This window comes from Bradyrhizobium sp. ORS 285 (assembly GCF_900176205.1).
In the GTDB taxonomy this organism is placed as follows: domain Bacteria; phylum Pseudomonadota; class Alphaproteobacteria; order Rhizobiales; family Xanthobacteraceae; genus Bradyrhizobium.
Map to the genome: position 1 here is coordinate 6,653,625 of NZ_LT859959.1, position 14,563 is coordinate 6,668,187.

The window sequence follows — 14,563 nt, forward strand, 5'->3', positions numbered from 1 at the left end:
TATTACTACGGCCGGCCCGCTCTGCACAACTTTAGGGCAAAGTTTAACAGTTGGGGACCTAATCACGACAAGCCCCATACGGCGGACTCAACGACGAGCCTCCTTGCGCAGACGAGCCACGTGCCGCACTGCCCGGGCCTTCCTCCCATCGCCCCCCCCGGACTGACCCAATTTGGAGTCGCTCATGTCGTTCTTTTCCAATCTATCGATTCGCAACAAGGTGCTGCTGGCGTTCGGCATCGTGCTGCTCACGGCCATGGGGCTCGGCGGCTTCTCGATCGATCGCCTGTCGACTGTGAACGGCTCGGCGGCGGAAGTGCGCGACAACTGGCTGCCGGCCACCGGCTGGATCGGCGCGATGGCCAAGGCCACGGAACAGTATCGCAGCCGCGAGGGGCAGATGCTGATGGTGACGACCGCGGCCGAGCGAAGCCAGTACGAGAAGTACATGGCCGATGCCTATAACTATTTCGAGAAGAACTGGCGTCTCTACGAGCCGACGGTCACGACGCCGGAAGAGAAGGCCATTGTCGCCGCCTTCAAGGGCTCATGGGATGCATATCTCGCCGACGGAAAGCAGTTTCAGGAGCTGATCGGAAAGAACCAGACCGAGGCTGCTACCGCGCTGTTCCTGGGCCGCATGAGGGACAATTTCGCCGGCGTGCGCAAGGCGCTGGAGCAGGATCTCGCGTTCAATGTCGAGCAGGGCAAGAAGGAGGCTGACAGGGGCGCAGCCGTCTACACGTCCTCGCGCATATGGATCTTCGGTGTGATTGCGTTGGCCGCCCTGCTCTGCATCAGCATGGGCTATCTGATCGTGAGCGGCGTGGCGCGCCCGATCACCGCGATGACCGAGGCGATGCGCCGGCTCGCCGGCGGCGACATGTCCGCGCAGATTCCGGGCGCGGAGCGCAAGGACGAGATCGGCAACATGGCCGGCGCCGTGCTGGTGTTCAAGAACAACGCGATCGAGACCGAGAAGCTGCGCGCCGAGCAGGCGGAAGCGGAGAAGCACGCGGCCGAGCAGCGCAAGCGCGAGATGCACGAGCTTGCCAATCGTTTCGAGGGCGCGGTCGGTGAGATCATCAACACGGTCTCCTCGGCCTCCACCGAGCTCGAGGCCTCGGCCACGACGCTCACCTCCACCGCCGAGCGGACACAGCAGCGCACCACCACGGTGGCCGCCGCCTCCGAACAGGCGACCGCCAACGTGCAGTCGGTGGCTTCGGCGACCGAGGAGCTGAGCTCATCGGTCACCGAGATCAGCCGACAGGTGCAGGACTCCGCACGGATCGCCAACGAGGCGGTCGACCAGGCCCGCAAGACCAACGACCGCGTCAGCGAGCTGTCGAAGGCGGCGGCGCGCATCGGTGACGTCGTCGAGCTGATCAACACCATCGCCGGCCAGACCAACCTGCTGGCGCTGAACGCCACCATCGAGGCCGCGCGCGCCGGCGATGCCGGCCGCGGCTTCGCGGTGGTCGCTACCGAAGTCAAGGCGCTGGCGGAGCAGACCGCCAAGGCCACCGGCGAGATCGGCCAGCAGATCTCGGGCATTCAGGCCGCGACGCAGGAGTCGGTCGGCGCCATCCGGGAGATCAGCGGCACGATCGAGAAGCTCGCGGAGATCTCATCCACCATCGCCGCGGCCGTCGAGGAACAGGGCGCCGCGACCCAGGAGATCTCACGCAACATCCAGCAGGCGGCGCAGGGCACGCACGAGGTGTCATCCAACATCACCGACGTGCAGCGCGGCGCCAGCGAGACCGGCTCCGCCTCCACGCAGGTCCTCTCAGCCGCGCAGTCACTGTCGCAGGACAGCAACAAGCTGAAGCTGGAGGTGGGGAGGTTCCTGAACACGGTGCGGGCGGCGTAGCGTTGCACCTTGTAGGAAGAAGTCGCCTAGTCCTTATCCAGCTGAGTTATCGCGACAAGGGCGGTCTCCTCCCTCTCCCCGTTCTTACGGGGAGAGGGAGCGCACCGATCGTGCCGCGATTGCTTGTGCCTTGCAGCTCGACACTTTCGGCCCGATTGCAACTGAGCGTGACTCATTAGTCCGGCGGCCTCACCGCTTCTCGATCACCAGGCTCTGGACCACGCGTCCGAAATAGCCCCTCACATCGCCCAGCCGCGCCATCGCCAGCCCTGCTCCATCAGGGCCGATCCAGCTCTCCGCATCCAGCAGAATCCACTCGCCGACCGGCTCGCGCGCCATGTTGACCGTGAGGTCGGCGTTCAGAAACGTGTAGCTGTGGAAGTCGAGCGCGGCCGAGGTGCCGTTGCAGAAATCGCTGGCGACCACCGCGCGCATCGCCTGTGACACGGCGTGGCCCTCGACCAGCGGCCAGTCGACGCGATACCAGATCGCACCGGGGCCGCGGACGCCGAAGCGGCCGCGCGCGGCGCGCAAGGTCATGCCGCGCACGAACGGGCTGGTGGAGAAATCTGGGGGCTCCGGCTGCGCCTGGTCGGGACCGACGAGATCGACCGGCAGTTCGCGGACGTCGTCCGGCAGCGGCACGGCCTCCTGCCTGATCTTCAGCACGGTCGCCGTGACGACCACGGTGTCGCCGGCGCGCAGGCGCACCGCCGAGAGCTGTATCTTGCGACCCTCGCGCAGCACCTCGGTCTCGACGCTGAGTTCGGCCAGTGGCACCGGCCGCATCAGGTCGATGGTGACGCGGGCGATGCGCATCGGCGACTTCGTCGGGATGCGTTCCGCCGCCCACACGGCGAGCGCCGAGGGCGCCGAGCCGTGCTGCATGGTCGGATCCCACGGACCCGCAGCATCGGGACTGACGGCGACTTGATTGTCCGTGACGCGGAAGATCGGCCGCATCAGCGCACGCCTCGCCGCACGTCAGCCCGCGCTGGCAAACCCGCGATCGGCGCCGTTCGGCAGTTCGATGTCGACCTCGAGCGTCGAGACATGCTTCCCCCGGTCCATGCGGACGATGACCTTGTCCGGATCGAGTAGCACATGGCGCGAAACCACCGCGAGGATTTCCTCGCGCAGCTGCATCAGGAGATCAGGCTGGCCGCGCAGGCTGCGCTCATGCGCGAGCAGGATCTGCAGCCGCTCGCGCGCGACCGGCGCCGACGCTGCACGTCCCGTAAAGAGCCGCAATACGCTCATGCAGCCCTCCGTCCGAGCAGCAGGTTCATCAGGCCCTTGCGCTCGGTCGGGATCTGCATCTCGACCTCCTCGCCGAGCAGGCGGCGCATCGCATCGTGATAGGCGCGCGCCGGCGCGCTGGCCGGGCTGTTGAGCGTCACCGGACAGCCGACATTGGAGGCGCGCAGCACATCCTGGCTCTCCGGCACGATGCCGAGCAGCGGCGTCGCCAGGATCTCCAGCACGTCGTCGATCGACAGCATCTCGCCGCGCGCGGCGCGGCCGGCATCGTAGCGGGTGATGAGGATGTGCTTCTCGACGCGCTCGCCATTCTCGGCGCGCACGGTCTTGGAATCGAGCATGCCGATGATGCGGTCGGAATCGCGCACCGACGACACTTCCGGATTGGTGACGATCAGCGCCTCGTCGGCATAGCGCATCGCAAGCATCGCCCCACGCTCGATGCCGGCGGGGCTGTCGCAGATCACCCAGTCGAAACTCTTGCGCAACTCGTGGATGACGCGGCCGACACCGTCCTCGGTCAGCGCGTCCTTGTCCTTGGTCTGCGAGGCCGGCAGCAGCCAGAGATTCTCCAGCCGCTTGTCGCGGATCAGCGCCTGCGGCAGCTTGGCGACGCCGTGCACGACGTTGATGAGGTCGAACACCACGCGGCGCTCGGCGCCGAGCACGAGATCGAGGTTGCGCAGGCCGACGTCGAAATCGACCACCACGACCTTCTCGCCGGCCTGCGCCAGCGCCGCGCCCATCGCCGCCGTGGTGGTGGTCTTGCCGACGCCACCCTTGCCCGACGTCACAACAAGTACTTTCGCCATTTTACGAATCCTCCTGCTACTCAGTTCAATGCGACGATCTTCATGGAATGACCTTCGAGCCGGGCCTGTGCGGCCCGACCGCGCAATGCATCGTCGATCTGCTCGGCGGTCTGGTAGTAGCCGTCGATCGCGACCAGCTCGGCCTCGATCTTCTGGCAGTAGATGCGCGCCGCGGAATTGCCGTTGATGCCGGCCATCGCGCGGCCGCGCAGCGCGCCGTAGACATGGATGGAGCCGCCGGCGACGATCTCGGCGCCGGAGGACACCGCGCCGAGCACGGTGACGTCGCCATCCGGAAACACGATCGACTGGCCGGAGCGCACGGGCTGATCGAGCAGCAGCGAGGTCGGCTGCTGCAACTGCGGCTTCTCCGGCTCGATCTCCTGCACGGCGCAGTGACGGCCGCCGGACAACAGCGGCGGCATGCCGAGCGACAGCCGGCCCTGCTCGACGCCTTCGAGGCCGAGCACGCGGATGTTGCGCGATTCGATGCTCTTGATGAGATGGGTGATGGCGAGCGGGCTCAGATCGACCGCCGAGAGATCGAGCACCACCGGCTTGCCGACGAAGAAGCCGGGCGAATTCCTGAGCGTCGCGTCGAGCTCGGCGAGCCAGTCGGCGACCGGCACGACCGGCGAGAACACGAAGGCGACGTAGGAGCGCCCGCGCAGACGAATAACAGGACGTACCGTTTCAGCGCTGGCACTCATGACCATCCGACCCAACCCTCTTAGTGATTGGTTAACTCTCGGCGCCAGATGGTTAACGGATGGTTAAATCGACGCTAAGCCGCTCGAAAATCGACAGCGGCGCGCCTGACATGGTTCGATGATGATCGAATCAAGGCACAAACTTGGCGGCATTGAGACGCAAATCATGAGCAGATGCGTCAAGACTAAACTCGCCTCATTTTAATCACATCATGATGATAACTTTAACGTACATATAATTCGGAGCCGACGGCTTTAAGCGGTTCCGATCAATTGACACTCGTCAGGGGGCGGGGCATGGGATCGATAGAGGCGCCGAAGGCACGATCAACGTGTCATGGCGCCTTGCAGGAAAGGGCTCTTGGCGTGCGATCGCTGATCGGCGCGAACCGTCTGATTCTGCATGTGATTCCGGCTGGACTGAAGTGGCAGAACCGCTCCCGCTCTTCGTTTGAAACTTGCTCTCATACGACCGCAGCAGAAGCGTATCAGTTTACCGGAATCGAGCGTCAGAGGAGTAGCGTATGAGTTCGTTGAGTGAACAGAATCCGATGAACCCGCAGGACCCGCTGCACTATGCACCGCGGTGGCTGCGTGAACGTCCGGAAGCCGCGCGTCTATCTCTCGTCGGTGACACCACCAAGGCAGCGGAGGCGGCCGAGCGTCCCGCTTCGGGACAGCAAGGACCGCTTGATGCTCGCCTGGAGACCGCCGTGTTCGAGTCCCTTCGTCAATCGTTGAACCCGCAAGTCATGCGTGAGCCGCCGGAGTTCGAGCGCGAGCGCGACCGCCGTTCGGTCGTGTTCAAGATCGCCGGCCGCTTTGCAGCCGCCACCGGCGTCGCCGCCGTCGTCGCGCTGTTCTTCGTCAACATCGTTCCGGTGTGGCGCCAGCCCGATGCGAGCTCCTCCTTCGTCGCCGCCGTGCAGTCGATGAAGACGCTGCCCCCGGTCGCGGCCGATGCGCAGGACGCCAAGGCCGACCAGACCAGCGCTCTGCCTGAGCGCGTCGAGCCCCAGGTCCCGGCGCTGTCGCAGTTCAAGTCGCTGCTCGCGGACGCCCCGGCGCCGGCGGCAGAGGCCGATACGCCCGAAAAGCCGATGCTGCAGCAGTTCATGCAGTGGAATCAGAAGACGGGTCAGATGGAGCGGGTTCGCTAATCCGCCACGCCTGAGCCGAACTCAAACAAACATCTCGCACAAGGCGATCATGATCGACGTCCTACCGCAGAAGGCGGCAGCACGCGGTCCGTTGGTTCACGCCCGTATCGCAGCCATGCTGCTCGGGACCATCGTGACCATCGGAGCCTTTGCCGTGACCGGCGATGCCCAGGCAGCGCCGGGCGAGAATGTGAGCGTGGCGCGCCAGCTCGGCAGCCGCGTCGGACCGATCATCGGCTCGGCGCTCGCCTGCCGCGACATCGCGCGGCCGCGCATCCAGGCGATCATCGAGAAGTTTCAGCTGGTCATCCGCGAGGCCGCCACCAGCGAGGCCGACCGTGACGAGCTGACCCGCCTGCTCGACCGTTATGTGGCCGAAGGTCGCACCCTGGTGACCTCAGGCCGGATGGATTGCCGCGGCGCCGACCGCCAGCTCGCCGATCTCGAACAATCCATCGCAGCGCCGCCCGCCGCGCGCGCGAACCTGCCGGGCGTGACGATCGCGCCTTCGGCTGCGGTCGCCGCCACCGCGCCTGCGCAGATCCTGCCGCCCGTGGTCGAGACGCGCGGCGTCACGCAGAACGACATCAAGTTCGGCATGGTCATCCCCCACAGCGGCCCCGTCAAAGAAAGCGGGCGGCAGCTGAAGATCGGGGTCGAGGCCGCCTTCAACCGCGTCAACGAGGCCGGCGGCGTCAACGGCCGCGTGCTGAAGCTCGTGACGGCCGACGACGGCTATGATCCGGCGCGCACGCTCGATGCGATGAAGCAGCTCTACGAAAAGGAGCAGGTGTTCGGCTTCGTCTGCAATTTCGGCTCCGCGACCGCTGCCGTTGCCATTCCCTATGCGCTGGAGCGCCGCGCGCTGTTCTTCGCACCCTACACCGGCGCCAACGTCGTGCGCCACGATCCGCCGGATCGCTACGTCTTCAACTACCGGCCGAGCTATGCCGAGGAGACCGACGCGCTTGTGCGCTATCTGGTCAAGGTCCGCAAGCTGAACCCGCGCCAGATCGTCGTGTTTGCCCAGAACGATGCGTTCGGCGATGCGGGCTTTGCCGGCGTGTCCAAGGCATTCCGGACGCTCGGCGCCAACGAGAACGCGATCGTGCGCGTCAACTATCCGCGCAACAGCATCGAGGTCGACGACGCGATCAGCCAGCTCAGGCTGTTGAAGGCGCCGGTCCGCGCCGTGATCATGCTGGCGACCACCCGCGCCGCCGCCAAGTTCATCGAGAAGGCGCGCGACGTGTTTCCGGGCGCGGTCTTCGCCAACATTTCGGCGGTGGATGGCTCCGCGCTCGCCAGCGAGCTGATGCTGCTCGGGCCGCGCTACACCGACAATGTCATCGTGACGCAGACGGTGCCGGGCGTCTCCGGCTATTCCAGCCTGGTGCTCGACTACAAGAATGCCCTGGCCAAGTACTTCCCGGGCGAGACTGCGGACTACATGTCGCTCGAAGGCTATGTCTCGGCCAGCATCCTGATCGAAGGCTTGAAGCGCGCCGGCCAGAGCTTCGACACCGAAAAGCTGGTCGAGACGCTCGAGACCATGGGCAATGTCGATCTCGGACTGGGCGCTCAGCTCGGCTTCGGCCGCTCCGAGCACCAGGCCTCGCACAAGATCTGGGGCACCGCACTGGACGAACGCGGCAACTATCAACCGCTCGAACTTGATTAGGATACCGCTGGAAAGAAGCCCGGCACCCACTACCACAGACAAAAGCACGACAGAGAAACCCGACATTAATTCGAAATGGCACGAATAGCAGAGCAATGAGGGTTAGCTAGAGAGCGAGTGAATAGTTCGATGACACTTCGTTGGTCCGCGTTGATCATCGGGAGCCTGTTTGGAGCTCCCATCGGCACCGCCTTTGCGGCGGCCCCGGATATGGTCCGGGACCTCGCCAGCCGGGTCGGACCGATCGTGGGGCAGGCCTCGGCCTGCCCGGACATCGCGCAGGGGCGCGTCCAGACCATCGTCGACAAATTCCGCGAAGCCATCCGCCAAGCCTCGAACAATGACAGCGAACGGGATCAGCTGACCCGGACCTTCAACGGCTACATTGCCGAAGGCCGCAGCCGCTCCGGAGCCGCGCAGGCGAACTGTCCCGCGGCCGAGCGGCAGCTCACGGACCTCGAGCGCTCGCTCAGCCAGCCGGCCGCGGCCGCAACACCCTCACAAACCAGGGCTGACGCAACCACAGGCGCCGTCACCAGCGCGCCGGTGCGCGGCATCACCGACCGCGAAATTCGCTTCGGCATGGTCCTGCCATTCTCCGGCATCCGCAAGGAGACCGGGCGCCAGATGCGGCAGGGCATCGAGGCCGCCTTCGCACGCGCCAATGATGCCGGCGGCGTCAATGGGCGCACCTTGCGGCTCGTCGCGGCCGATGACGGCTACGATCCGAACCGCACGCTGGCGGCGATGACGCAGCTCTACGACAAGGAGCAGGTGTTCGGCTTCATCGGCAATATCGGCACTGCCAACTCGGAAGTCGCGATCCCCTACGCGCTGGAGCGGCGGGCGCTCTATTTCGCGCCGAACTCCGGTGCGGCGGTGGTCCGGCGCGATCCGCCGGATCGCTACGTGTTCAATTATCGGGCCAGCTACGCCGAGGAGACCGCCGCGCTGGTGCGCTATCTGGTCAAGATGAAGCGCATTCCGCCGAAGCAGATCGCCGTCCTGACCCAGCAGGACGCATTCGGCGATGACGGCTTTGCCGGTGTCGCCAAGGCCTACCGGCAGTTGAACATCCCCGATCCAGTGACGCGCTTCTCCTATCCGCGTGCCACCATGGACGTCGACGAGGCCATCGCCCAGGTGAAGGCGCACAAGGGCGGGCTCAAGGCCATCATCATGGTGGCGACCGACCGTGCCGCCGCCAAGTTCATCGAGAAGACGCGCGATGCGGTGCCGGGCCTGATCTATGCGAACGTGTCTGCAGTCGGATCGACCTCGCTGGCGACCGAGCTGAAGCTGCTCGGCCCGCGCTTCACCAACGGCGTCATCGTGACGCAGGGCGTCCCCGCCGTTTCCGGCTATTCGAGCCTCGTGCTCGACTACAAGAATTCACTGGCCAAATACGCTCCGGGCGAGGCACCGGACTACACCTCGCTCGAAGGCTACATCGCGGCGACGATCCTGATCCAGGCGCTGAAGCAGACCAACCCGCTCGATACCGAACGGCTGGTCGACACGCTGGAGTCCATGCGCAGCCTCGATCTCGGCCTCGGCACCCCACTTGCATTTGGACGCGCAGAGCACCAGGCGTCGCACAAGATCTGGGGCACGGCGCTCGACGAGAACGGCACGTATCAGGCAATCGAACTGGAATAGGCTGAGCTTAAGGGGAATGAACTGGTTGTATGCGACGTATTAGCAAGTCCTAAAGCATGATCGGAGAAAGGCGTGCCGGGTTACCGAAATGGTCATGCTCTTAGGAAAGGCTGGTCTGTGCATGGTGACGGTCTTATGTCTACTCCGTCTCAGACACAGAGCGTCAAATCACCAGGCGGAAGACCTGGATGGGGTCCATAGTGGGATAGTGGCAATGAGCTTTCGTTCTAGCGTGTTCTTGGTTGCGGCATTGCTCGCAACGCCCGCCAGCGCGGCGGGCACCAATGCGGATGTGGTGCGTAATCTTGCGAGTCGGGTCGGGCCGATCGTGGGAGCAGCATCCGCCTGTCAGGCGATCGACCAAGGCCGCGTTCAGGCCATCGTCGACAAATTTCGCGAGGTGATCCGGGAGGCCTCCACGGGCGGCTCGGATCGGGACGAACTCACCCGCGTGTTCAACGGCTACGTCGCCGACGGACGCAACCGCGTGGGTGCAGCCCAGACGGACTGCAACACGGCGGGCCGCCAGCTCGCCGAACTCGAGCGTTCGCTCGGCCAGACCGCGCCGAGCCAGACCGGAGCCAGCCTCGCCGGCGTCATCGCGCCGGCCGCGGCCGTTGCCGCGACGGCGCCGACCGTGACGCTGCCGCCCCCGGCTGCCAGCAACGTCCAGGGTGTCACGGCGAACGAGATCCGCTTCGGCATCGCCGCTCCGTTCTCGGGCGCGTCGAAAGAGCTCGGCCGCCAGATGAAGATGGGCATCGAGGCGGCCTTCAACCGCGCCAACGACACCGGCGGCGTTGCCGGCCGGTCGCTGCGGCTCTACTCCGCCGACGACGGTTACGAGCCGTCGCGTACGCTCGACGCGATGAAGCAGCTCTATGACAAGGACAAGGTGTTCGGCTTCATCGGCAATGTCGGCACGCCGACCTCGGCAGTGGCCATGCCCTTCGCCCTGCAGCGCCGCACGCTGTTCTACGGCGCCTTCACCGGCGCCAACATCCTGCGCAACGATCCGCCGGATCGCTACGTCTTCAACTATCGCGCGAGCTATGCGGAAGAAACCGACACCGTCGTCCGCTATCTCGTGAAGCTGCGCCGTCTGCCGGCGCGCGACATCGCCGTGTTCGCCCAGCAGGACGCCTATGGTGATGCCGGCTTCTCGGGAGTCGCCAAGGCGTTCCGCTCGCTCGGACTGGCCGACACCGCGATCACGCGCTTCAACTACAAGCGCAACACGGTCGACGTCGACGAGGCCGTGAACCAGCTCCGCGCGATGAAGACGCCGCCCAAGGCGATCGTCATGGTGGCGACCTACCGGGCGGCCGCGAAGTTCATCGAGAAGACGCGCGATCTGTACCCGAACATGATCTACACCAACGTGTCGTTCGTGGGTTCGACCGAGCTGTCGGATGAGCTGATGCTGCTCGGCCCGCGCTATGCCTCCGGCGTGATCGTCACCCAGGTGGTGCCGGCGGTCGGCGGCTATTCCAGCGCCGTGCTCGAGTACAAGGGGGCGCTGGAGAAGTACTTCCCCGGCGAGGCGCCGTCCTACGTCTCGTTCGAGGGCTATGTCGCCGCCAACGTGCTGATCCAGGCGCTGCGCAAGGTCGGGCCGCAGCTCGACACCGAGGCGCTGATCGACACGCTGGAGAACATGCAGAACGTCGATCTCGGCCTTGGCGCCAAGCTCGGCTTCGGCCGCGCCGAGCACCAGGCTTCGCACAAGATCTGGGGCACGGCGCTCGACGACCGCGGCAAATTCCAGGCGATCGAGCTGGAATAGCCGAGCCCCCTCCATCCGGACTTCAACACACAGAACGCGGCAGCCCATGGTTGCCGCGTTCTTTTTTGTGCACTCCGAGGCAACTTTGTGCATTCCGAGGCAACACCGAGCTCAGCGTGGCGGTGCATCCGGGTAACGAGGGACGCGGCCCGACGGATTCCAGGCTCGCCGCGCTGGCGCGCGTCGCCCCGGAATGACACCGAGATGGAAGCGCGATCGATATCGCTACCTCACAGCGGGGGATCGATCGCCTCGTCATATTCCTTCTTGAAGCGGGCGATCAGCTCGGCGGCGGGGAGCACGTCCTTGATGGCGCCGATGCCCTGGCCGGAGCCCCAGATCTCCTTCCACGCCTTCGGCTTGGCGCGCTCGCCGGAGGCATCGGTGCCGAAGCTCATCTTCGACGGATCGGAGGTCGGAAGATTGTCGGGATCGAGACCGGCGGCGACGATCGACGGTTTCAGATAGTTGCCGTGCACGCCGGTGAACAGGTTCGAGTAGACGATGTCGTCGGCTCCCGACTTGGTGATCATGTCCTTGTAGCCCTCGACGGCATTCGCCTCCTTGGTGGCGATGAAGGCCGAACCGACATAGGCGAAGTCGGCGCCGAGCACGCGCGCGGCGCGGATGGCGCGGCCGTTGGCGATCGCGCCAGAGAGCGCGATCGGGCCGTCGAACCAGCTGCGCGTCTCCGCCACGAAGGCAAACGGCGAGATCGTGCCGGCATGGCCGCCGGCGCCGGCAGCGACGAGAATGAGGCCGTCAGCGCCCTTCTCGATCGCCTTGTGGGCGAAGAACTGGTTGATGACGTCGTGGAAGACGATGCCGCCCCAGCTGTGCGCCGCCTGGTTCAGCTCCTCGCGCGCGCCGAGCGAGGTGATCATCATCGGCACCTTGTACTTCTCGCACAGCGCCAGATCCTGCTCGAGCCGGTTGTTGGAGCGGTGCACGATCTGGTTGACCGCGAACGGCGCCGACGGGCGCTCCGGATGCGCGCGGTCATACGCCGCGAGCTCCTCGGTGATGCGCGCCAGCCATTCGTCGAGCAGCGCAGCCGGCCGGGCGTTGAGCGCCGGAAACGAGCCCACGACACCGGCCTTGCACTGCGCGATCACGAGATCAGGCACGGAGATGATGAACAGCGGCGAGCCGATCACCGGGATCGACAGGCGCCCCTTGAACAAGGCGGGCATGGACATGGATGTGAATTCCTCGTTGTGAAATGCGGTGATGCTCGTGATGGCGAGCATGCCCGACATCATGCCGTGATGGCAATTCGCTCGCAGAGGGACCGGAAAAGCGCGATCAGGGTCTTGCGTTGAGGCGCTGGCGCGCCGGCAGCCGTGACGATGCGCTTACTGGCACAGCGCGGAGGTCACGAACGTATCGGTCCGGCAATCGCCGGGCTTCCGCTGCCGGCCGGGGATCAGCACTCGCGCCGAGCAGGTCTCGGCCGAATCGGTGTTGAGGCTCTTGCCTTCCTTGTAGCCCTTACCCTGGCACAGCTTGTCGGCTCCGAGCTTGCAATCCGGCGTGCCGTTCGTTGCAATCGGACAGACGATGCGGCCGGAGACCATGCTGGAGGGCGTGGTGAGCCGCGACAGCGTATCGCCGGTCTCCTTCAGGACATTTGACGGGCCGCTCGCAGGGGCGCTCTTAGAGGCGCTTGGCGGTGCATCGCCGCCTTTCGGCGCCATCGGCTGGACCGCCTGCCGGGGCGGCTGCGGCGGCTGTTCGGTGGGAGCAGCTGCCCCGCTCTCTGTCGGAGGCGGCTCGGCGGCCGCCTCAGGACGCTTCAGCGGAATGATCGACATTTTCTCGAACAGCTTGCCGAGCTCTTCCACCAGGCCAGGATTGGACGGCTGTGGTGCCGGCTCGGCAACCGGCGCAGGCTGCTGCGGCGGCGCTTCGCGCACGCCCAGCCCCGGCGCCGATTGCGCCCATGCCGGGGCCGTGGAGAGCGCGATGACGAACAGCGCCCAACCGACGACGAGGCGTGGACGCGAGGACGCCATCAGATCAGCTTCACCGCGACGACGAAGCCGGCCACCAGAACGGCCGCGCCAAGCGCCACCCACAGACCGAGATGCCTTTCGATGTGCACCCGGATCCATTCGCCATACCGGTTCAGCACGATCGCGGCGATAAAGAAGCGGCCGCCGCGCGCCACGATCGAGCAGACGATGAACAGGAACAGGTTGTAGCCGGCGAAGCCCGAGGTGATCGTGACCAGCTTGTAGGGGATCGGAGTCAGCCCCTTCAGCAGGATGATGATCGCGCCCCACTCCGCATAGGAGGCGCGGAAGGCCTCCACCTTGTCGCCCAGACCATAGAGATGGATGAGCCACTGGCCGAGCGAGTCGTAGAGCAGCGCGCCGATCGCATAGCCGACGACGCCGCCCGCGACCGAGGCGGCGGTGCAGACGCCGGCGAACAGCCAGGCGCGCTGCGGCTTCGCCAGCGACATCGGGATCAGCATCACATCCGGCGGCACCGGAAAGAACGAGCTTTCAGCGAAGGCGATCGCCGCCATGATCCAAAGAGCATGCGGCTTGTGGGCGGCGTCGATACACCAGTCATAGACACGTCTGAGCATGGCTGGCGATGAAGCAAACCGAGCAGCGTTTGTCCATGACTCATATGCGGAGGTCGAGGTGGGGACCCCTGGCGCTAGTGCCGCTTGCGGATCGTTCTCTCTTCGGCCGCGACGATCGGTCGCTCCGCGCCCCGCCCCGGCGCGACCTTGGCGATCTTCAAGGCCGATTTCGGCAGCTTCTCCGCGATCCCGAGCAGCAGCTCGCGCCGTTCCATCTCGCGCCAGACGTCTTCAGGCTGGATGCCGAGTTCGGCCCAGAGCACCGCCAGATTGTAGAACAGGTCAGCGCTTTCGCGTACCACCGCCTGCGCGTCGCCACCGACGGCATCGATCGCGACTTCGATCGCTTCCTCGGCGAGCTTCTTGGCCATCTTGCCCGTGCCCTGCTGCATCAGCTTGGCCGTGCGCGAGCGCGCGGGATCCAGATCCCTCGCCGCCAGAACTGCGCGATAGAGCCGCTCGATCGAATCAGTCATCAGCGCACAATATTTAAAATCAATGGCAGCGGTGTTAAAGTCTGCGGCAGACATGAAAAAATCCGCCGGCGCTGAGGCCGGCGGATCGTTCGAGATGACCCGACGTCACCAGGGATTATAGTAGCCGCCGCCGTAGTACGGACCGCCGCCGCCATAATAGTGATAGCCCGGACCGCCATAATAGGCCGGGCGGCCATAGTAGTAGTTGTCTTCGTAATAGGCGCGGCGGTTCTGCGCCGCGGCGATGGCCAGGCCGGTGCCGACGATGCCGGCAAAGGCTGCGGCCGCGGCTGCGCCGCCATTGCCGCGATAGTGACGGCGACGGGCGCTGACGTCGGTCAGACCGCCCTCATTCGCCGTCTTGGCGACGACACCCTTCTCGGCAGGGGCAGAGCCGGCAAATGCGAGCGTCGGCTGAACTGCCGCCAGCGTCAGCGCGGCCACCGTCGCCAGGACGGTAGCACGGCCGACGCGTGAGATATTTCCGCGCTGTGCGATCATGTGGATCCTCCGTTCGATCAATCTCGCGAACCAACTCTCCAACTAG

The 14,563-nt window shown here is 65.4% G+C and carries 14 protein-coding genes; 5 read left to right on the forward strand and 9 right to left on the reverse strand.

What is annotated here, in order from left to right:
• The first annotated feature begins 184 nt into the window (after positions 1-184).
• Positions 185-1,876, forward strand: coding sequence for a methyl-accepting chemotaxis protein (locus BRAD285_RS29745; RefSeq protein WP_006613175.1), 1,692 nt, complete (start codon positions 185-187; stop codon positions 1,874-1,876).
• 189 nt (positions 1,877-2,065) lie between these two features.
• Here the strand turns inward: BRAD285_RS29745 and BRAD285_RS29750 are convergent, their stop codons facing one another.
• From BRAD285_RS29750 to minC, 4 genes are read right to left on the reverse strand one after another with little or no spacing between them, the layout of a single operon-like run.
• Complete coding sequence (locus BRAD285_RS29750) at positions 2,066-2,839, reverse strand: thioesterase family protein (protein ID WP_006613174.1); 774 nt, start codon at positions 2,837-2,839, stop codon at positions 2,066-2,068.
• A gap of 21 nt (positions 2,840-2,860) precedes the next feature.
• Positions 2,861-3,136 (reverse strand): cell division topological specificity factor MinE, encoded by a 276-nt coding sequence (gene minE / locus BRAD285_RS29755; RefSeq protein ID WP_006613173.1) that lies wholly within the window; start codon positions 3,134-3,136, stop codon positions 2,861-2,863.
• Complete coding sequence (minD, locus tag BRAD285_RS29760; protein ID WP_006613172.1) at positions 3,133-3,948, reverse strand: septum site-determining protein MinD; 816 nt, start codon at positions 3,946-3,948, stop codon at positions 3,133-3,135. Before minD ends, minE begins: the two co-directional genes overlap by 4 nt.
• A gap of 20 nt (positions 3,949-3,968) precedes the next feature.
• Positions 3,969-4,664, reverse strand: coding sequence for a septum site-determining protein MinC (gene minC, locus BRAD285_RS29765; protein WP_035647243.1), 696 nt, complete (start codon positions 4,662-4,664; stop codon positions 3,969-3,971).
• Between the two features lie 518 nt (positions 4,665-5,182).
• Here minC and BRAD285_RS36445 point away from each other — a divergent pair.
• The 4 genes from BRAD285_RS36445 to BRAD285_RS29785 all read left to right on the forward strand — a co-directional run bounded on the left by BRAD285_RS36445 (position 5,183) and on the right by BRAD285_RS29785 (position 10,944).
• Complete coding sequence (locus BRAD285_RS36445; protein WP_244422278.1) at positions 5,183-5,818, forward strand: hypothetical protein; 636 nt, start codon at positions 5,183-5,185, stop codon at positions 5,816-5,818.
• 49 nt (positions 5,819-5,867) lie between these two features.
• Positions 5,868-7,499 (forward strand): ABC transporter substrate-binding protein, encoded by a 1,632-nt coding sequence (locus BRAD285_RS29775; protein WP_006613168.1) that lies wholly within the window; start codon positions 5,868-5,870, stop codon positions 7,497-7,499.
• Positions 7,500-7,628: 129 nt separating this feature from the next.
• Complete coding sequence (locus BRAD285_RS29780; RefSeq protein WP_035647240.1) at positions 7,629-9,158, forward strand: ABC transporter substrate-binding protein; 1,530 nt, start codon at positions 7,629-7,631, stop codon at positions 9,156-9,158.
• Positions 9,159-9,372: 214 nt separating this feature from the next.
• Positions 9,373-10,944: an ABC transporter substrate-binding protein gene (locus BRAD285_RS29785; RefSeq protein WP_244422276.1), complete on the forward strand. Its 1,572-nt coding sequence runs from the start codon at positions 9,373-9,375 to the stop codon at positions 10,942-10,944.
• Positions 10,945-11,174: 230 nt separating this feature from the next.
• Here BRAD285_RS29785 and BRAD285_RS29790 read toward each other — a convergent pair whose 3' ends face one another.
• The 5 genes from BRAD285_RS29790 to BRAD285_RS29810 all read right to left on the reverse strand — a co-directional run bounded on the left by BRAD285_RS29790 (position 11,175) and on the right by BRAD285_RS29810 (position 14,517).
• The gene (locus BRAD285_RS29790) at positions 11,175-12,143 is read right to left on the reverse strand and encodes a nitronate monooxygenase family protein (RefSeq protein WP_006613165.1); all 969 of its coding nucleotides are present in this window, start codon (positions 12,141-12,143) and stop codon (positions 11,175-11,177) included.
• A gap of 156 nt (positions 12,144-12,299) precedes the next feature.
• A complete protein-coding gene (locus BRAD285_RS29795; protein WP_006613164.1) occupies positions 12,300-12,959 on the reverse strand; it encodes a hypothetical protein in 660 nt (219 codons plus the stop codon).
• Positions 12,959-13,540 carry a YqaA family protein gene (locus BRAD285_RS29800; RefSeq protein WP_006613163.1) on the reverse strand — a complete coding sequence of 194 codons (582 nt, stop codon included), beginning with the start codon at positions 13,538-13,540 and terminating at the stop codon, positions 12,959-12,961. The genes BRAD285_RS29795 and BRAD285_RS29800 overlap by 1 nt, the downstream gene beginning before the upstream one ends.
• Before the next feature lie 74 nt (positions 13,541-13,614).
• Positions 13,615-14,016, reverse strand: a complete 402-nt coding sequence (gene hisE / locus BRAD285_RS29805) for a phosphoribosyl-ATP diphosphatase (protein WP_006613162.1) — start codon at positions 14,014-14,016, stop codon at positions 13,615-13,617.
• 105 nt (positions 14,017-14,121) lie between these two features.
• Positions 14,122-14,517: a hypothetical protein gene (locus tag BRAD285_RS29810; protein WP_006613161.1), complete on the reverse strand. Its 396-nt coding sequence runs from the start codon at positions 14,515-14,517 to the stop codon at positions 14,122-14,124.
• Positions 14,518-14,563 lie beyond the last annotated feature (46 nt).